19 protein-coding genes and 1 riboswitch are annotated in these 16,602 nt (G+C 67.4%); of the genes, 7 read left to right on the forward strand and 12 right to left on the reverse strand.

From position 1 onward, the window contains the following. Positions 1–22: 22 nt before the first annotated feature. Both recX and recA read right to left on the reverse strand, forming a co-directional pair. On the reverse strand, positions 23–544 hold the full coding sequence (recX, locus tag ACAG21_RS25960; protein WP_370499134.1) for a recombination regulator RecX: 522 nt from the start codon (positions 542–544) through the stop codon (positions 23–25). Beyond that, positions 510–1,550: a recombinase RecA gene (gene recA / locus ACAG21_RS25965; protein ID WP_096286348.1), complete on the reverse strand. Its 1,041-nt coding sequence runs from the start codon at positions 1,548–1,550 to the stop codon at positions 510–512. Before recA ends, recX begins: the two co-directional genes overlap by 35 nt. A gap of 156 nt (positions 1,551–1,706) precedes the next feature. Further along, positions 1,707–1,843: riboswitch (cobalamin riboswitch) on the forward strand. A gap of 42 nt (positions 1,844–1,885) precedes the next feature. Here recA and ACAG21_RS25970 point away from each other — a divergent pair. After that, complete coding sequence (locus ACAG21_RS25970) at positions 1,886–2,560, forward strand: (2Fe-2S)-binding protein (protein ID WP_370499135.1); 675 nt, start codon at positions 1,886–1,888, stop codon at positions 2,558–2,560. A 66-nt stretch (positions 2,561–2,626) separates the two neighbouring features. Here the strand turns inward: ACAG21_RS25970 and ACAG21_RS25975 are convergent, their stop codons facing one another. Together ACAG21_RS25975 and ACAG21_RS25980 are read right to left on the reverse strand one after the other, a co-directional pair. Beyond that, the gene (locus ACAG21_RS25975) at positions 2,627–2,833 is read right to left on the reverse strand and encodes a DUF3046 domain-containing protein (protein ID WP_370499136.1); all 207 of its coding nucleotides are present in this window, start codon (positions 2,831–2,833) and stop codon (positions 2,627–2,629) included. 11 nt (positions 2,834–2,844) lie between these two features. Beyond that, on the reverse strand, positions 2,845–4,011 hold the full coding sequence (locus tag ACAG21_RS25980) for a glycosyltransferase (RefSeq protein WP_370499137.1): 1,167 nt from the start codon (positions 4,009–4,011) through the stop codon (positions 2,845–2,847). A gap of 49 nt (positions 4,012–4,060) precedes the next feature. Here ACAG21_RS25980 and ACAG21_RS25985 point away from each other — a divergent pair, with 49 nt between their 5' ends. Further along, positions 4,061–4,492: a limonene-1,2-epoxide hydrolase gene (locus ACAG21_RS25985; RefSeq protein ID WP_370499138.1), complete on the forward strand. Its 432-nt coding sequence runs from the start codon at positions 4,061–4,063 to the stop codon at positions 4,490–4,492. Here the strand turns inward: ACAG21_RS25985 and ACAG21_RS25990 are convergent. The 4 genes from ACAG21_RS25990 to pgsA form a co-directional block, all read right to left on the reverse strand. Further along, positions 4,489–5,298: a hypothetical protein gene (locus tag ACAG21_RS25990; protein WP_370499139.1), complete on the reverse strand. Its 810-nt coding sequence runs from the start codon at positions 5,296–5,298 to the stop codon at positions 4,489–4,491. The two genes, ACAG21_RS25985 and ACAG21_RS25990, sit on opposite strands and share 4 nt — an antisense overlap. Before the next feature lie 15 nt (positions 5,299–5,313). Next, the gene (gene pspA, locus ACAG21_RS25995) at positions 5,314–6,144 is read right to left on the reverse strand and encodes a phage shock protein PspA (protein ID WP_370499140.1); all 831 of its coding nucleotides are present in this window, start codon (positions 6,142–6,144) and stop codon (positions 5,314–5,316) included. Between the two features lie 102 nt (positions 6,145–6,246). Next, entirely contained in the window at positions 6,247–6,582 is a 336-nt protein-coding gene (gene clgR / locus ACAG21_RS26000; RefSeq protein ID WP_370499141.1) for a transcriptional regulator ClgR, read from the reverse strand. 57 nt (positions 6,583–6,639) lie between these two features. Next, positions 6,640–7,230: a CDP-diacylglycerol--glycerol-3-phosphate 3-phosphatidyltransferase gene (gene pgsA / locus ACAG21_RS26005; protein ID WP_370499142.1), complete on the reverse strand. Its 591-nt coding sequence runs from the start codon at positions 7,228–7,230 to the stop codon at positions 6,640–6,642. A 56-nt stretch (positions 7,231–7,286) separates the two neighbouring features. Here pgsA and ACAG21_RS26010 point away from each other — a divergent pair, with 56 nt between their 5' ends. Continuing rightward, complete coding sequence (locus tag ACAG21_RS26010) at positions 7,287–7,805, forward strand: amino-acid N-acetyltransferase (RefSeq protein WP_370499143.1); 519 nt, start codon at positions 7,287–7,289, stop codon at positions 7,803–7,805. Between the two features lie 6 nt (positions 7,806–7,811). Here ACAG21_RS26010 and ACAG21_RS26015 read toward each other — a convergent pair whose 3' ends face one another. Then, the gene (locus tag ACAG21_RS26015) at positions 7,812–10,307 is read right to left on the reverse strand and encodes a DNA translocase FtsK (protein ID WP_370499144.1); all 2,496 of its coding nucleotides are present in this window, start codon (positions 10,305–10,307) and stop codon (positions 7,812–7,814) included. A gap of 207 nt (positions 10,308–10,514) precedes the next feature. Between ACAG21_RS26015 and ACAG21_RS26020 the strand changes: the two genes are divergently transcribed. The 3 genes from ACAG21_RS26020 to ACAG21_RS26030 are packed head-to-tail and all read left to right on the forward strand — an operon-like array spanning position 10,515 to position 12,528. After that, positions 10,515–10,829 (forward strand): putative quinol monooxygenase, encoded by a 315-nt coding sequence (locus ACAG21_RS26020; RefSeq protein ID WP_370499145.1) that lies wholly within the window; start codon positions 10,515–10,517, stop codon positions 10,827–10,829. Further along, positions 10,826–11,650, forward strand: coding sequence for a mycofactocin-coupled SDR family oxidoreductase (locus ACAG21_RS26025; RefSeq protein WP_370499146.1), 825 nt, complete (start codon positions 10,826–10,828; stop codon positions 11,648–11,650). Before ACAG21_RS26020 ends, ACAG21_RS26025 begins: the two co-directional genes overlap by 4 nt. A gap of 5 nt (positions 11,651–11,655) precedes the next feature. After that, the gene (locus ACAG21_RS26030) at positions 11,656–12,528 is read left to right on the forward strand and encodes an SAM-dependent methyltransferase (RefSeq protein WP_342930360.1); all 873 of its coding nucleotides are present in this window, start codon (positions 11,656–11,658) and stop codon (positions 12,526–12,528) included. A gap of 5 nt (positions 12,529–12,533) precedes the next feature. Here ACAG21_RS26030 and ACAG21_RS26035 read toward each other — a convergent pair whose 3' ends face one another. Together ACAG21_RS26035 and ACAG21_RS26040 are read right to left on the reverse strand one after the other, a co-directional pair. Continuing rightward, the gene (locus tag ACAG21_RS26035) at positions 12,534–12,848 is read right to left on the reverse strand and encodes an ESX-1 secretion-associated protein (protein ID WP_370499147.1); all 315 of its coding nucleotides are present in this window, start codon (positions 12,846–12,848) and stop codon (positions 12,534–12,536) included. Positions 12,849–12,893: 45 nt separating this feature from the next. Next, positions 12,894–14,255: an EspA/EspE family type VII secretion system effector gene (locus ACAG21_RS26040; protein ID WP_370499148.1), complete on the reverse strand. Its 1,362-nt coding sequence runs from the start codon at positions 14,253–14,255 to the stop codon at positions 12,894–12,896. A 179-nt stretch (positions 14,256–14,434) separates the two neighbouring features. On the opposite strand from ACAG21_RS26040, the gene ACAG21_RS26045 reads away from it, so the two are divergent. Then, a complete protein-coding gene (locus ACAG21_RS26045; RefSeq protein WP_370499149.1) occupies positions 14,435–14,860 on the forward strand; it encodes a YbaB/EbfC family nucleoid-associated protein in 426 nt (141 codons plus the stop codon). Between the two features lie 57 nt (positions 14,861–14,917). Here ACAG21_RS26045 and ACAG21_RS26050 read toward each other — a convergent pair whose 3' ends face one another. Further along, positions 14,918–16,594 carry a ribonuclease J gene (locus ACAG21_RS26050; protein ID WP_370499150.1) on the reverse strand — a complete coding sequence of 559 codons (1,677 nt, stop codon included), beginning with the start codon at positions 16,592–16,594 and terminating at the stop codon, positions 14,918–14,920. Positions 16,595–16,602 lie beyond the last annotated feature (8 nt).

Here is a 16,602-nt window from a genome sequence, read left to right on the forward strand (position 1 = left end):
GGTCTACGCCATGAACCCCCAGCTAGACGCGGCGGCGTTCGCGCTCGGCGTTCAGCTCGGCGAGGACAACCTCGCAGGCAAGGTTCTGGCCATAGCCGCGGCGAGCCAGCATGCCCACCAGTCGGCGGGTGATCCGCGCGTCGTCCCCGCTCAGCGTTTCCCGCCGCAGCTTGGCCCGCACCAGTTCTTCGGCCCGGCTTCGCTCGGCACCGGCGTCGATCCCGGCCAGTGCGGTATTGATGACCTCTTTGTCGACGCCCTTGGTGTGCAGCTCGGCGGCCAACGCGCGCCTGCTTTTCCCCGCGCGGGCGTGCCGGGACCGCACCCACTGCTCGGCGAAGTCCTGGTCGTCCACCAGCCCGACGGCGGCCAGCCGGTCGAGCACCCGAGCACTGACGTCGCCGGGGTATCCGCGTTTGGCGAGCTGGCCGGACAACTCGGCCCGGGTGCGCGACCTCGCGGTGAGCAGGCGCAGGCACAGCGCCCGCGCCTGCTCCTCGCGGGCAGGCTCAGAAATCGACGGGGGCGGGGAGGACGTCGTCATCGGTCAGCACCGCGCCAATGCCCAACTTTTCCTTGATCTTCTTCTCGATCTCGTTGGCGATATCGCCGTTCTCCACCAGGAAGTTGCGCACGTTCTCCTTGCCCTGGCCGAGCTGCTCGCCCTCATAGGTGAACCAGGAACCGGACTTGCGGATGAAGCCCTGATCCACACCCATGTCGATCAGCGACCCCTCCCTGCTGATGCCGCGGCCGTAGAGGATGTCGAACTCGGCCTGCTTGAACGGCGGCGACACCTTGTTCTTGACGACCTTGACCCGGGTGCGGTTACCGACCGCATCGGTGCCGTCCTTGAGTGTCTCGATCCGGCGCACATCCAGGCGCACCGACGCGTAGAACTTCAAAGCCTTTCCACCCGTGGTGGTTTCGGGGCTGCCGAACATCACCCCGATCTTCTCGCGGAGCTGATTGATGAAGATCGCGGTGGTCCCCGAATTGTTCAGTGCGCCAGTCATTTTCCGCAGCGCCTGGCTCATCAGCCGGGCCTGCAGCCCGACGTGGCTGTCACCCATCTCGCCCTCGAGTTCCGCGCGCGGCACCAATGCGGCTACCGAGTCGATGACCAGAATGTCCAGGGCGCCGGAGCGAATCAGCATGTCGGCGATCTCGAGGGCCTGCTCACCGGTGTCGGGCTGGCTGACCAGCAAGGAATCGGTGTCGACGCCGAGTTTCCTGGCGTAGTCCGGGTCCAGGGCGTGCTCGGCGTCGATGAACGCCGCGACACCCCCGGCGGCCTGGGCATTGGCCACCGCGTGCAGCGCGACGGTCGTCTTACCCGAAGATTCCGGGCCGTAGATCTCCACGACCCGGCCGCGTGGCAGGCCGCCGATGCCCAGGGCCACGTCCAATGCGATGGATCCGGTCGGAATGACCGAAATCGGCTGACGCTGCTCGTCGCCGAGACGCATCACCGAGCCTTTGCCGTAGCTCTTCTCGATCTGGGCCATCGCCAGTTCGAGAGCCTTCTCACGGTCGGGCGCTTGCGCCATGGTGCTCTCCTAATAGTCGGTGTTCTTCTGACCGGTATCGGTCGGTTGGCCGTGACACTAGAGCTGGCCACCGACAAGTCGTCTCTTCGAGTGATCCCCACAGTAGACGAACACCTGTTCGATTCAAGTTCGACACGCCGCAGGCGGCTGCGTGTGGCAATATCGGCTACCGACAGTGCGCCGACGGGCCTGCACGAAGAGGAAACCGGTGCGAATCCGGTGCGGTCCCGCCACTGTGATCGGGCACATTGCGACCCGAGAGCCAGATACTCACCGCCGGCGCTTCCTCACTAGACGCTGGGGCGGGTCTCCCCAGAGAGGCTGGTTTCGCACGCATGGATATCTCCGGTGAGCTTGCCGAAATATCTTCCTACAAAGGGTTTTTCGCACTGACCGTGGGCGGCGGGGCGACAGGATGGCACCCGGTCCGCCAGGACTACGCCAACGGCTTTGCGGGTTTGATCGACACCACCGCGGCGCGCTACCACACGACGGACCTGCGGATCGGCGCCTCCCTGGTCCACCTCGGCCACGCCACCCGGCTGTGGTCACCGGCGCTGGCCTGCGCGTTGGCCCACGGCGTCGTGCCGGATCTGCAACACCTGGAACGTGCCGACGACGGGGCGCAGCTGCGCCTGCCCGAGCCCATCGGAGAGCCGGTCGAGGACATCGCGGCCGACTTGTATCGCCTTGTGGTGCAACACCATATGCAGCCGTTTGCGGCCGGGCTGCGGGTCAAACTGGCGCCAGCCCTGCTGGCGGGCAACATCGCGTCCGCACTCGTCGGCGCGTCGCGGGCGCTGCTCGCGGCCCGACCGGACCTGCGGGCACGGATCGTCGAGGTCACCATGTCCCTGCTCGACACCGGCGTGCTGTCTGGATCCGGTGCCATCACCGGCTCACACCTGGGCTTCAAGCGCGACAGCTGCTGCCTGTTCTATCGCCTGCCCGGGCGATCGGTCTGCGGTGACTGCGTGTTTCGCCAGGCACCGCGCTCGACCCGGCGTTGAGGGTGCGCTGGCGACGGCCAGTGTGCGCCCAGGGCGCCGTAGCCGCACACTCGACGGGAAGAAAGCTCACCATTGCTCACGGGGCACGTCGAAGTCGATGCACAACGCCCGCCAGACGTCGCGGGGTTCGACGCCGTCCTCGATCGCCTGGGCGGCGGTCCGGCCGTCGAAACCGGGCAGCACGTGATCTACCAGTACCGATGCGCCGTAGGCGGCGCCGAATCGCAGCACCACCCGCTCGTTGAACTCCGTCAGCCGCACGCCAGCCAACATACCGAGCCCCGCTATTTCGCGAGCGCCAGCGCTTGGTGGCACACCCGAACCGGGTCGGCGACGCGGTGGATACCCGACGCGGCGGTGCGCGCGGCGTCGCGGTAGCCCGGCGTCGACAACACGTCGTTGACCGCGTCGGCCAGCGCATCGGCGGTCAGCGGCCGAATCAGCCGCGCACTCCCCTGCCGCTGCACCCGGTTGGCGATCTCCCACTGATCCCCGCCGCCGGGAACCACCACCAGCGGCACCCCGGCCAGCAGCGTCTTGGCGACCATGCCGTGGCCGCCGCCGCAGATCACGACGTCGGCATGGGAGAGCAGCTCGTCCTGACGGCCCAGCCCGACGGCCGCCCACGGCGGCACCGTCAGGTCCGGTCCGTCCAACCGCGACACCAGCAGGCGCGAACCCGCCGGCAACGTCTCCCCCGGCGTCAGGCAGCCCAGCGCGACTTCGGCCAGGCCCTCGGTCCCGATCAAGGCGGTCGACGGCGCGATGACGATCACCGGCCCGGAGCCGGCCGGGACCTCGAGGATGCGATCGGTCGGCTCGAAGTGCAGCGGTCCCACGACGACGGCCTCGGCCGGCCAGTCCGGACGGGCCACCTCGAGGGCGGGCAGCGTCGCGATCAGCCGTCGCAGCGGACCGGGATCGCGCGCCGGCAGTCCGATCTCGGTGCGCGCCATCTCGCGCTGCTGCAGACCCGTGCGCACCGACCGCGCCGTCAGCGCCCGCATCGTGGCGTCGCGCAGCCGGCCGCGAATGCCGATACCCGGCGCCAGCCCACTGCCGATCGGCGGCAACCCCTTCGACGGCAGATACAGCGGGTGCGGGTTCAGTTCGATCCACGGGATCCCGAGCAGCTCGGCGGCCATGCCGCCGCCGGCGGTGATGACGTCGGACACCACCAGGTCGGGCGCTAGGTCGCGCAGCGCCGCAACATTGAGCACCGCCATTCGCGCCGCGCGCCGGTGGATTCGGGCCCCGGCGTCGACGTCTTCGTCGGTCGCGGCCAGCCCGTCCAGCGCGAGCGCCTCGATGCCGACGTCGCGGGCGGCTTGCAGCCATTCCTCGCCGGTGAACAGGGTCGGCTCGTCGCCCGCGTCCCGGAAGCGCTGGCACAACGCGATCGCGGGAAACGAGTGCCCGGGATCCGGCCCGGCGACCACGGCGACTCGCACCGCCTTACCCTGCCACAGCGCTCAACGGGCGCGCGCCTACTCTGGCACCATGACCGAGCTGACTGGAACAGCCGTCGCGAACACGCGCACGGTCGAGACTTTTCTGAACGCCCTGATGGACGCGGACTTCGACACCGCGGACGCCTCGCTGGACGACAACCTCGTCTACGAAAACGTCGGGCTGCCGACAATCCACGGTCGTGCCCGAGCCATGAAGCTGTTTCGCCGAATGGACGGTCGCGCGGGGTTCGAGGTGAAGATTCACCGCATTGCCGCCGACGGTGCCGCGGTGCTCACCGAGCGCAGCGATGCACTGATCCTGGGCCCGCTGCGCCTGCAGTTCTGGGTGTGTGGCGTGTTCGAGGTCCACAACGGCCGAATCACGTTGTGGCGGGACTACTTTGACTTCTTCGACATGACCAAGGCGTTGCTACGTGGGCTGGCCGCGCTGGTGCTACCGTCGCTCAAACAGTCCTTCTAGCGTCGCGGTAACCCACCGAGTTCGTCGAACGCCTGCGCCCAGCCGGTCAGGCGGTCGGTAGCCTCGGCGAGCTCGGCCCGGTAGCGCTGGTGTGCATCCGCTAGCCCATCACCGTTCGCCGAGGAAACCAATTGCGCTGCGGCGGTAACCATTTCGTTGTACTGGCGGACGCCGGCGCCCAGCTGCGCGGTGAACGCGTTAATGCTGGGCACCAGATACGCGCGCGACGATTCCGAGTTGTGCGCCGCGCGCTCCATCGACACCACCTCCGCGGCGGTCGACGCCATCGCCGCCGAGGTCCTGTTCGCCGCCGCGGTCAAATCGCTGATCTCGTCCGACGGCAACATGGCGCCGCGCTCGATGACGCCCAACAGCGAGAAGAACCCGCGCTCGGAGGCGCCGAGTGCATACATCGCGGGTCGCGCCGCGGAGCCGGGCGGCGGTAGCCGGCGGGCGTTGGCGGGCCGGCTGGCCGGCAGCGGCTCGGCCTTCAGCCAGTGGTAGCGAAAGAACAGCAGCGTCGCGGGAATCGTCTCGAGCACCGCGATCCCGCCGGTGACCTGCAGCAGCAATACGAACCAGCCCCACCACGCCAGCACCGCGGTGACCAAACCCCAGAACACGCTGCCGATGGTGAAGATCCAGGCCCAGCGCAGCGCACGACGGCGGCGGCGCAGCAGCCGCGCCCGCGGGTCGGCGGCCGCGCTGATCTTCTGGGCGACGAAGCCGGTCACGTCGGCGGCGGTCTCCAGCCCCTGCTGCAGCAGTGCGCGCCAAAGCCCGCGCTGCGTTGCCTTCACCGCCATGTCACACCGGCCGGGCTACTGGCCGAAAGGTTTCTCGGCCACCTGCCCGCCGGCACCCTCGGCCGGCGCGGGAGTGGCCGGCGTGGCTCCGGGAGCCGCCGCGGTTCCACCCGTCGGCAGCGCCTCGCCACGCATCGACGCGCGAATTTGCTCGAGCCGAGAATGACCCGCCATCTCGACGCTGGCCTGCTGGACCTCGAGCATGCGGCCCTGCACCGAACTCTGGGCGAGCTCTGCCGATCCGACCGCGTTGGCGTAGCGCCGTTCGATCTTGTCGCGCACCTCGTCGAGACTCGGCGTGTTGCCCGGCGCGGCGATCTCGCTCATCGACCGCAGCGACGCGCTGACCTGCTCCTGCATCTTGGCCTGCTCGAGCTGGCTGAGCAGCTTGGTGCGCTCGGCGATCTTCTGCTGCAACACCATCGCGTTGCGCTCGACCGCCTTCTTGGCCTGTGCCGCCGCGCCCAGCGCCTGGTCGTGCAACGTCTTGAGGTCTTCCACGCTCTGCTCGGCGGTCACCAGCTGAGCCGCGAACGCCTCGGCGGCGTTGGTGTACTCGGCGGCCTTGGCGGCGTCTCCGCCGGCGGTGGCCTGGTCGGCCAGCGTCAGCGCCTGGCGCACGTTGACTTGCAGCTTCTCGATGTCGGCCAGTTGCCGGTTGAGCCGCATCTCCAGCTGACGCTGGTTGCCGATCACCTGCGCGGCCTGTTGGGTCAGCGCCTGATGGGTGCGCTGGGCTTCCTCGATGGCCTGCTGAATCTGGATCTTGGGATCGGCGTGCTCGTCAATTTTCGCGTTGAACAGCGCCATGACGTATTTCCACGCTTTGACGAACGGATTGGCCATGAGTTAGCTCCACCTTCGTTTCTGTGTGCCGGAGGCCCCCTGCTGAGCCCTGGCGATCACCCTGCCGCTCAATTTAACGGGTTGGGGCCGTTCGCCCCACCCTCAGGCCACCGCGAACGACGCGACCTGCGGGATGACGACCTTCGTGGTGGCGTCGATGGTGGACGCACTGGCCTCGGCGGTCTGCGCGGCCGCGGCGCGTTCCTCGTCCGCCATTCGTTCACCGGCGTCGGTGAGCACCGTCGACAGCGGGACGTCCAGCGCGTCGCAGATGGCGTTCAGCAGCTCGCTGGACGCCTCCTTGCGGCCACGCTCCACCTCGGAGAGATAGCCGAGGCTCACCCGCGCCGTGTCCGATACTTCGCGCAGCGTCCGTCCCTGGGTCGTTCGGGCCAGGCGCAGCACCTCGCCGATGACCTCGCGCACCAATGGCGACATCCTGCTCTCCTTCGTCCGGCAAAGCTGCTTCATGAGGTCAACGCCGGCAGCTGCCGCCTAGGTTCCCGTCCGCCGCACTTCCTTGACGGTCGACGCCACGTAGTCGATCCCGGTCACCACGGTCAGCACGATCGCGGCTCCCATCACCACCGACGCCGCGACCAGGAACGGTCCCGACAGCGGCAGCACGAACAATCCGATCGCCACCGCTTGCACAAATGTCTTCAGTTTGCCGCCCCAGCTGGCCGGAATGACGCCGCGGCGAATCACGGCCAGCCGCAACAGGGTCACGCCGATCTCGCGGACCAGGATCAGCACGGTCACCCACCAGGGCAGATCGCCGAGCATCGACAGGCCGACCAGGGCCGAGCCGATCAGCATCTTGTCGGCGATCGGATCGACGAACGCGCCGAATTCGGTCGCCATGCCGTAGTTGCGGGCCAGCAGACCGTCCAGCCGGTCGGTGATACACGCCGCCGCGAACACCACGAAAGCCACGATCCGCGCGACGGTTTCGTGGCCGCCGCCGGCGAACAAAGCAAGCAGGAAGATCGGAACCAGTACCAGCCGCACCAGGGTGAGGACATTGGCCAGGTTGGCGATGCTGACGCGTCCCGCCACCGGTCCTGTCTGCGGCTGCCCCGACACGGCATCAGAATAACGGTTGACCAGCACAGCCGCCCTCGATGTCAATACTGTTACCCGTGACCGAACGTTCTCGGGAGAACCAGAAAGTGGTCGTCCGGCGCGCGCGAACATCCGACGTCCCCACGATCAAGCACCTCGTCGACACCTATGCGGGCAAGATTCTGCTGGAAAAGGCCCTGGTGACGCTGTACGAGGCCGTCCAGGAGTTCTGGGTGGCCGAGCTGGACGGCAAGGTGGTCGGCTGCGGGGCGTTGCACGTGTTCTGGTCGGACCTCGGCGAGATCCGCACCGTCGCGGTCGACCCCGCCGCGACGGGTCATGGTGTCGGCCACGCGATCGTCCAGTGCCTGCTCGACGTCGCGCGCGAGCTGCAGCTGGAACGGATCTTCGTGCTGACCTTCGAAACCGAGTTTTTCGGCAGGCACGGGTTCACCGAGATCGAGGGCACGCCGGTCACCGCCGAGGTGTTCGAGGAGATGTGCCGCTCCTACGACATCGGTGTCGCGGAGTTCCTGGACCTGAGCTACGTCAAGCCCAACATCCTCGGCAACACCCGGATGCTGCTGCTGCTCTGACCGCAGCTAGTCGCCGTCGTCGCCGCCGCCGTCGGCGTTCGCCCCGCCGCGGATCAGTGCCAGCGTTCCGGCCAGCTCGTCGGGCTTGACCAGCACCTCCCGCGCCTTGGATCCCTCGCTGGGCCCGACGATGCCGCGGGTCTCCATCAGATCCATCAGCCGGCCGGCCTTGGCGAAGCCGACGCGCAGTTTGCGCTGCAGCATCGAGGTGGAGCCGAACTGGCTGGACACCACCAGCTCGACGGCCTGCAGGAAGACGTCCATGTCGTCGCCGATGTCGGGGTCGACGTCGGTGCGCTCGGCGGTGGGCTTGGCGGTGGTGACACCCTCGGTGTACTCGGGTTCGGCCTGGTCCTTGCAGGCGCTGACGACGGCGTGGATCTCCTCGTCGGTGATGTAGGCCCCCTGCAGACGCAGCGGCTTGTTGGCGCCCATCGGCAGGAACAGGCCATCACCCATACCGATCAGCTTCTCGGCGCCCTGCTGGTCCAGGATCACCCGGCTGTCGGTCAGCGACGACGTCGCGAACGCCAGTCGCGAGGGCACGTTGGTCTTGATCAGCCCGGTGACGACGTCGACGGACGGGCGCTGGGTGGCCAGCACCAGGTGGATGCCGGCGGCGCGGGCCTTCTGGGTGATCCGCACGATGGCGTCCTCGACGTCGCGCGGTGCGGTCATCATCAGGTCGGCCAGCTCGTCGACGATCGCGACCACATACGGGTACGGCCGGTACTCGCGCTGGCTGCCCAGCGGCGCGGTGATTGCGCCGGAGCGAACCTTGGCGTTGAAGTCGTCGATGTGCCGCACCCGCGACGCCTGCATGTCCTGGTAGCGCTGCTCCATCTCCTCGACCAGCCAGGCCAGCGCCGCGGCGGCCTTCTTCGGCTGCGTGATGATCGGCGTGATCAGGTGCGGAATGCCTTCGTAGGGCGTCAGTTCCACCATCTTCGGGTCGATCAGGATCATCCTGACCTCCTCCGGCGTGGCCCGGGTCAGCAGCGACACCAGCATCGAGTTGACGAAGCTGGACTTGCCGGAACCGGTGGAGCCGGCGACCAGCAGGTGCGGCATCTTGGCCAGATTGGCCGAGATCATCTCGCCCTCGATGTCCTTGCCCAGCCCGATCACCAGCGGGTGGTGATCGCGGCGGGTGGACGGATCGGTGAGCACGTCGGCCAGCCGCACCATCTCCCGGTCGGTGTTGGGCACCTCGATGCCGACGGCGGACTTGCCGGGGATCGGCGCCAGCATGCGCACGCTCTCGGTGGCCACGGCGTAGGCGATGTTCTTCTGCAGCGCGGTGATCTTCTCGACCTTGACACCCGGCCCCAGCTCCACCTCGTAGCGGGTGACCGTCGGACCGCGGGTGCAGCCGGTGACGGCCGCATCGACCTTGAACTGGGTCAGCACCTCACCGATCGCCTCGGCCATCTGCGTGTTCGCAGCGCTGCGCTTCTTGGGCGGGTCGCCGGCGACCAGCAGCTCCATCGACGGCAGCGTGTACGGGCCTTCGACGACCCGGTCCACGACCGGGGTTTCCGGTTTCTTGGCGGCTTTGCGGCGGGTGCGAGCCGTGGGCTCCGGGATGGTCGGCGTCTCGTCGGCGGGCGGTTCGTCCAGGGCGACGGGGGCTTTCTCCGCCGCCCAGGCCCGCGGTTGCTTGTCGGCGGGGCCGTCGTCGTATCCGTCGGAAAAGTCTTCGCCCGGTTGGTCTTCGGCGTCGTCGTAGTCGTAGTAGTCCTCGTCGTCGTACACCTCGTCGACGAATCGGGTGTGGAACATGTTGCGCATCACCACGGGCAGCTCGCGGATCGTGGTGCCGGTCAGCAATAGCAGGCCGAACAGCGCGCCGATGAACAACAGCGGCGCGGCGATCCAGGGTGTCAACCCCTCAGACAGTGGGCCACCGATCGCAAAGCCGACGAATCCCGCTGCGCGACGGCGCAATTCGGGGTCACCCGGCGAGCCCGACCACAGGTGGCGCAGGCCGAGCAGCGAAAAGCTGATCATGCTGGCCCCCAAGATCAGCCGCGGCCGGGCCTCGGGGTTGGGCTCGGTGCGCATCAGCAGCACGGCCACCGCGCCGAGCACGAGCGGCAGGGCCAGGACACCGGCGCCGATGAAGGTGCGCAGCACCGTGTCGACCCACGCGCCGATCGGCCGTGCGGCGCCGAACCACGAGCTCGCGGCGACCACGACGGCCAGCGCCAGCAGCACCAGCGCGATGCCGTCGCGCCGGTGCCCGGGATCGATGTCGCGGGCGCGCCCGATCGACCGTGCCGCACCGCCGGTGCCGCGTGCCGCCATCAGCCAGGTGGCCCGCAACGCGCGCCCGCCGGTGACCCCGGCGGCAACCAGCAGCGAGCGGTTGTGCCGCTTGGCCGCCCTGCTCGCCTTCTTCCGGGCAGGTGCCGGTCGTGCGTTTCGGGACCCGCCGGAGCGTGAGGTGGCCTTTGACCTGCTCGTTCGGGTTGCGGAGCGGGCAGCGGTCTTACTAGGCATGTCCACCAGCCTAGTCGCACTAGCACCATATTCACCATCTGCCACACGGGTCACAAAAGGGTGTCGGTTCGGTCATCCGAAGGCGTCTGTGAGCCCGAAACGGCCCACGCCAGCGTCGTTTCGCCGCGCTGGACGTGCCAGCGGTCGGTAATCGGGGGTGAGTAGGGTGATTTGCATCCCCTCCGTCACCCCTTCAAGGAGCACCGCATGCCCGTCGTCGTCGTCGCCACCTTGACCGTCAAGCCCGAATCGGTTGACACCGTCCGCGACATCCTCAAGGCCGCGGCCGAGGAGGTGCACTCCGAACCCGGCTGCCAGCTGTATGCGGTGCACGAGTCGGGTGAGACCTTCGTGTTCGTCGAGCAGTGGGCCGACGAGGAGGCGCTGAAGGTGCACAGCACCGCGCCCGCGGTGGGCAAGATGTTCGCCGCGGCCGGGGAGCACCTCGCCGGGGCGCCCGACATCAAGATGCTGCAGCCGGTTCCCGCGGGCGACGCGGACAAGGGACAACTGCGGCAGTGACCGCTCCCGGCCCGCTGCAGGGAAAGGTCGCGCTGATCACCGGCGCGGCCCGCGGCCAGGGCCGTGCGCACGCGGTGCGACTGGCCACCGACGGCGCCGACGTGATCGCGGTCGACATCTGCGCGCCGATCGCCAGCGTGCCCTATGCCCTGGCCACGCCGGAGGACCTGGCGGCGACCGTCAAACTCGTCGAAGACACCGGCGCCCGCATCGTGGCCAAGCAGGCCGATGTGCGTGATCGCGTGTCGCTGTCGGCCGCCGTACAGGCCGGTATCGACGAGCTCGGCCGCCTCGACATCGTGGTGGCCAACGCCGGCATCGCGCCGATGCAATCCGGTGACGACGGCTGGCGCGATGTCATCGACGTCAACCTGACCGGTGTCTACAACACGATCAAGGCTGCGATACCGACAATGGTGGCCCAGGGTGACGGTGGCTCGATCGTGCTGATCAGCTCAGCGGCGGGACTGGCCGGCGTCGGTAGCCCGGACGCCGGTTCGGTCGGTTACGCCGCCGCCAAGCACGGCGTGGTCGGCTTGATGCGGATATACGCGAATTTGCTTGCGAAGGAAATGATTCGGGTCAACTCGATTCACCCGTCCGGCGTGGATACGCCGATGATCAACAACGAGTTCACCCGGGAATGGCTGGCCACGATGGCAGCCGCGACCGACGCGCCCGCGGCGATGGGCAATGCCATGCCGGTGGAGGCGCTGGACCCCGAGGACATCGCCAACGCGGTGGCCTGGCTGGTGTCCGACCAGGCGCGCTACATCACCGGCGTGACACTGCCGGTCGACGCGGGCTTCTTGAACAAGTAGCTGCCATGGCGCGAAACCCCGCTGCGCAAACCGCTTTCGGCCCCATGGTGCTGGCCGCCGTCGAACAGAACGAACCGGTCGGGCGCCGGCTGGTCGACGACGACCTCGCGGATCTGTTCCTGCCGGCGCCGCTGCGCTGGCTGGTCGCGACGACCCGGGCGACGCCGATCCGCCGGCTGATGATTCGCGCATCCGAGTACAGCGGCCCCGGCCTGTGGGCAAACCTGGCCTGCCGCAAACGATTCATCGCCGACAAGATCACCGAGGCCCTCGACGATATCGATGCGGTCGTCATCCTCGGCGCCGGACTGGACACCCGCGCCTACCTGCTCAACCGGCGGGTCCGGATGCCGGTCTTCGAAGTGGACCTGCCGGTCAACATCGCCCGCAAGGCCAAGACGCTGCGGCGGGTGCTGGGCGGTCCCCCGCTCTCGGTTCGCTTGGTAGCCTTGGATTTTGAGCGTGACGACCTGCTGACCGCCCTGGCCGAGCACGGCTATCGCACCGACTACCGGGCTTTCTTCGTCTGTGAAGGCGTGACGCAGTACCTGACCGAGGAGGGGGTGCGGCGAACGCTGGATGGGCTGCGGGCTGCGGCTTCGGGCAGCCGGCTGGTGTTCACCTACGTCCGCCGCGACTTCATCGACGGGACAAATCGCTACGGCACCCGCACGTTGTACCGCACGGTGCGCCAGCGCAAACAACTTTGGCATTTCGGCCTGGAGCCCGACGAGGTCGCCGACTTCATCGGCGAATACGGCTGGCGACTGGTCGAGCAGGCCGGGCCGGATGAACTGGTCGCGCGTTACGTCGCACCCACCGGACGCAAACTCAAGGCGTCGCAACTGGAATGGTCGGCCTACGCCGAGAAGATCTGACGTGGTCAGCGATCCAGGAGCTGTCGGTCGATGCTCTTGCCCGCTTCGTCGTCGGCGCTGCCGTAAACGGCCTTTGCGGTGCGCAGCTTGCCGGCAAGCCCGGTCGACGCCTTGCTCATGGCGTCGGCCGTCTTCTTCCGCGCGGCAGCGGCGTTGGTGAAGGCCACGTTGGATGTCCCGCTGATGACGCCGTGGGTGACCCACACGGCTACTTCTACATTGGAGCCCGCGGACCCGGCGGTCTTGGCCTGAGTAGCTGCCTGGTCTTGCTTGGTCGCCAAATTGTCGAGGTGTTCTGGTGTGACGGCTAGATCAGCCATGGTTACTCTCCTTGATCCTGCTGAATTGCGTTAGTTTGCAAGGAATTACACGCCGCGCGGGAACGCGCTCGGCACCTCCGCCGGTGCGGCGGCCGCTGGCGCCGCGCCGATCGGTGCGCGCTCGGTTCCTTGTGCCGCCAGACTCGTACCCGCACCGTCGTCGGCACGGACCTCGTTGGCGGGTGCCGCAGCGTCTTCCTGTGGGTCCGGCTGGGCGAGTTGGCGCACCTGCGACCTGGCCTGGTTGACCAGGCTTTCGGGCTGGGAGACCCGGCCGGCCAGGTTCGTGCCGGACATCGCGGCGGCCTGGACAAGCGTGGGCATGGTGCCCGTCGGCGCGGACGCAGGCGCGTAAGCCGGCGCGTCCGTGGCCGCGGGAGCCGCGGCGCCGCGAGAATCAGCGGCGTTGCGCTCGGCGTGCACGCGTTGTTGCGCGCGATCCTCGGCTGTGCTCGCCGGCGGGGCGACCGTCGGCGCGTCGGCGACGGCGGATGGTCCGGACAGGCCGGCCGAGATGGCCTCGAAGCCCGACATCGCGGAGTTGGACTGGCGGGAGACGGCGACCTGCGCCTGGGCGACCGTGTCGGTTTGAACGATTCCCGCGACCAGCGCCGCGTAGCGCTCGGCCAAGGCATCGGCCTTTTTGCCGTTCTCGATCGAATAGCCGAGCAACGTCCCCAGGAAGCTCACGGCGGCCGCAATCCCCAAACTCGCAACCGTGATCGCGAAGATCTTCGCCACGGCGGGCCCGACCGGCGCCGGCACCGCCATCGTGAGAATCAACTCGATGATCAGGGCCGTGGTGAGCAGACCGTTCAATATGCTGAAAGCCAATTGCATATGGGTGACCCACTCGCCCTGGTTTTTCACCAGAGCCGCCAGCTGGGTGTCCAGGTCGGCCATTTGCTGCGCCGCTGTCTGCAGCGCCGCGTCCAGGTCGGCATAGGCTTGCGACGCATCGCCCTGCCACTCGGTGTCGGGAAGTGCGGACTTCAGCTGCCCGGCGAGCGAAGTGAATTGTTGCGAACCGGTTTGCAGGGCAGCGCCGTCATACGGCGTCCCGAATCCGGTCGTCAGCTGCAAAAGCTGGACGGTGGTGATGGTCCAGGAGATGATGCTGGCCGCTTTGGCGAAGTCGTTGACGCCCTTTTGTCCGCCCATCCGGTTCTGCAGCTGGATCAGTTCAGCCTGAGACATGTTCTTGATGGACCGAGACATCATCTTGCCGCCGATGGCGGCCCCGATCGACCCAAGGTCGGCCGCGGTGTTGGTGGCTGTCGTCGCGTAGCCTTCAGCGCCCGGCGTTGAGCCGCTCCAGCCACTGAAATCGAGGCCCAGGCCGGCGCCCTGCTGACCCAGGTTGGCCAGGCTGGCGATGCACCTGGCGGCAGAAGCAAAGATAGACATCGGAGATTCCCTTCGTTCGAACGTTGCACCTAGGCAACAGTTGCGCATACGCAACGTAACACGGCATTTGACGCTATCCGCGCACCAATTTTTTGCGCACTAATGGCATATAAAAATTGGATTCACTCAAAAAATGCTGACTAAACAAGTGCATTCTCCGCGGCTAACGGGCTTTAAACTTGAAGGGATTCTGGACCGAAAAACGTGACCAGTTCAGCCCCAAAAATACTGTTCCTGACAACGGAGGGACGGCACTGATGACCGCCCAAATGCACCCGCAGGTCGCCGAGGCGCTGGCGCAAGCACAGCAATTTCAGTCGATCATCGACGACCATATCCATCGAACGAACACCGATACCATCACGGTCACCGACGAAACCGAAACCGTCGAAGTGACGGTGGACAGGCACCTGGTATTGACCGGCCTCACCATCGAGCCGGGCCTGCTCAGGCTGGGCTCCGAGGTGGTCGAGGAGCGCATCAACGACGCGCTGCGCAGAGCAGAAGCCGCCGCGACCGCGGCCGGCGACGCCGACGACGAACGCCTGGTCGCGTCGCTCGCCGAAGTTACCGGTTCGCTGAACAGTATTTTGGGCTTGGCCTGAACTATTTGTCCTGAAGCGCGGAAAGTACTGCGGCAGATTACATCTCGCGTAACCGCGTCACACTTCGATGACGGTCGGAACGATCATCGGCTGGCGGCGATAGGTTTCGCCGACCCACTTGCCGACGGTGCGCCGTACGCCTTGCGCGATCCGGATCGGGTCGGTGACGTTGTCGGCGACCAGCGCTTCGAGCTCTTCGGTGACTTTGCGCACCGCAGGCTCGAGAGCCTTGGGATCCTCGGAGAATCCGCGCGAGTGCAGGTGCGGCGTCGTCACCGGTCGCCCGGTGCCGCGGGTTACCACCACGGTCACCGCGACGAAGCCCTCGGACAGAATCAGCCGCTCGCCCAACGTGATATCGCCGACGTCGCCGGTGATGAGCCCGTCGACGAACATCTTGCCGACCGGCACCGCACCGGCGATCGACGCCCTGCCGCCGACCAGATCGACGCTCACGCCGTTCTCGGCCAACAGGATTGACTCCTGCGGCACCCCGGTAGAGGCGGCCAGTTTGGCGTTGGCGCGCAACATGCGCCAGGTGCCGTGCACGGGCATCACATTGCGGGGCCGCACCCCGTTGTAGAGGAAGAGCAGTTCGCCGGCGTAGGCATGGCCCGAAACATGCACCCGGGCTTGGGCATTGGTGACCACTTGGGCACCGACCTTGGCCAGCGCGTCGATCACGCCGTAGACGGCCTCCTCGTTGCCCGGGATCAGCGACGACGACAGCACGACCAGATCCCCCGCGGTCAAGGTGATACTGCGATGCTCGCCGCGCGACATCCGGGACAACGCGGCCATCGGCTCCCCCTGGGTGCCCGTGGTGATCAGCACCACCCGCTCCGGCGCCATCATCTCGGCCGCCCCGATGTCGATCAGGTCGGAGTCGTCCACCCGCAGGAACCCCAGGTCCCGGGCGATGCTCATGTTGCGCACCATCGAGCGCCCGACGAACGACACTCGCCGGCCCAAAGCCACTGCGGCATCGATGATCTGCTGCACTCGGTCGACATTGGAGGCGAAGCAAGCCACGATCACGCGGCCTTCGGCGCCGCGGATCAGGCGGTGCAGCGTCGGGCCCACCTCGCTCTCCGACGGCCCGACCCCGGGGATCTCGGAGTTGGTCGAGTCACACAGGAACAGATCCACACCGGCGCCGCCGAGCCGCGACATGCCGGGGAGGTCGGTGGGCCGGCCGTCCAGCGGCAGTTGGTCGAGCTTGATGTCGCCGGTGTGCAGAACCGTTCCCGCGCCGGTGTACACCGCGATGGCCAGTGCGTCCGGGATGGAGTGATTGACCGCGAAGTATTCGCACTCGAACACGCCATGGCGGCTGCTCTGTCCCTCTTTGACTTCGACGAACACCGGCTTGATCCGATGCTCGCGGCACTTCGCGGCCACCATCGCCAGGGTGAACTTGGAGCCGACGACCGGGATGTCGGGCCGCAGCCGCAGCAGGAATGGGATCGCCCCGATGTGGTCCTCGTGCGCATGGGTCAGGACCAGCGCCTCGATGTCGTCGAGCCGGTCTTCGATGTGGCGCAGGTCGGGCAGGATCAGGTCGACGCCGGGCTCGTCGTGGGTGGGAAACATCACCCCGCAGTCGATGATCAGCAGCCGGCCCAGATGCTCGAAAACCGTCATGTTGCGCCCGATTTCGCCGATGCCCCCGAGCGCGGTCACCCGCAACCCACCTGTGGTCAATGGACCTGGCGGGCTGAGGTCTACATCCACTTTCTATG

The sequence above is a fragment of the Mycobacterium sp. pR1184 genome, from assembly GCF_041287235.1.
GTDB lineage: Bacteria > Actinomycetota > Actinomycetes > Mycobacteriales > Mycobacteriaceae > Mycobacterium.

What these genes read in the sequence shown, in the direction of transcription:
- recX (WP_370499134.1), bottom strand. Translation starts at nt 544, where the DNA reads ATGACGACGTCCTCCCCGCCCCCGTCGATTTCTGAGCCTGCCCGCGAG.
- recA (WP_096286348.1), bottom strand. Translation starts at nt 1,550, where the DNA reads ATGGCGCAAGCGCCCGACCGTGAGAAGGCTCTCGAACTGGCGATGGCC.
- ACAG21_RS25970 (WP_370499135.1), top strand. Translation starts at nt 1,886, where the DNA reads ATGGATATCTCCGGTGAGCTTGCCGAAATATCTTCCTACAAAGGGTTT.
- ACAG21_RS25975 (WP_370499136.1), bottom strand. Translation starts at nt 2,833, where the DNA reads ATGTTGGCTGGCGTGCGGCTGACGGAGTTCAACGAGCGGGTGGTGCTG.
- ACAG21_RS25985 (WP_370499138.1), top strand. Translation starts at nt 4,061, where the DNA reads ATGACCGAGCTGACTGGAACAGCCGTCGCGAACACGCGCACGGTCGAG.
- ACAG21_RS25990 (WP_370499139.1), bottom strand. Translation starts at nt 5,298, where the DNA reads ATGGCGGTGAAGGCAACGCAGCGCGGGCTTTGGCGCGCACTGCTGCAG.
- pspA (WP_370499140.1), bottom strand. Translation starts at nt 6,144, where the DNA reads ATGGCCAATCCGTTCGTCAAAGCGTGGAAATACGTCATGGCGCTGTTC.
- clgR (WP_370499141.1), bottom strand. Translation starts at nt 6,582, where the DNA reads ATGTCGCCATTGGTGCGCGAGGTCATCGGCGAGGTGCTGCGCCTGGCC.
- ACAG21_RS26015 (WP_370499144.1), bottom strand. Translation starts at nt 10,307, where the DNA reads ATGCCTAGTAAGACCGCTGCCCGCTCCGCAACCCGAACGAGCAGGTCA.
- ACAG21_RS26020 (WP_370499145.1), top strand. Translation starts at nt 10,515, where the DNA reads ATGCCCGTCGTCGTCGTCGCCACCTTGACCGTCAAGCCCGAATCGGTT.
- ACAG21_RS26030 (WP_342930360.1), top strand. Translation starts at nt 11,656, where the DNA reads ATGGCGCGAAACCCCGCTGCGCAAACCGCTTTCGGCCCCATGGTGCTG.
- ACAG21_RS26035 (WP_370499147.1), bottom strand. Translation starts at nt 12,848, where the DNA reads ATGGCTGATCTAGCCGTCACACCAGAACACCTCGACAATTTGGCGACC.
- ACAG21_RS26040 (WP_370499148.1), bottom strand. Translation starts at nt 14,255, where the DNA reads ATGTCTATCTTTGCTTCTGCCGCCAGGTGCATCGCCAGCCTGGCCAAC.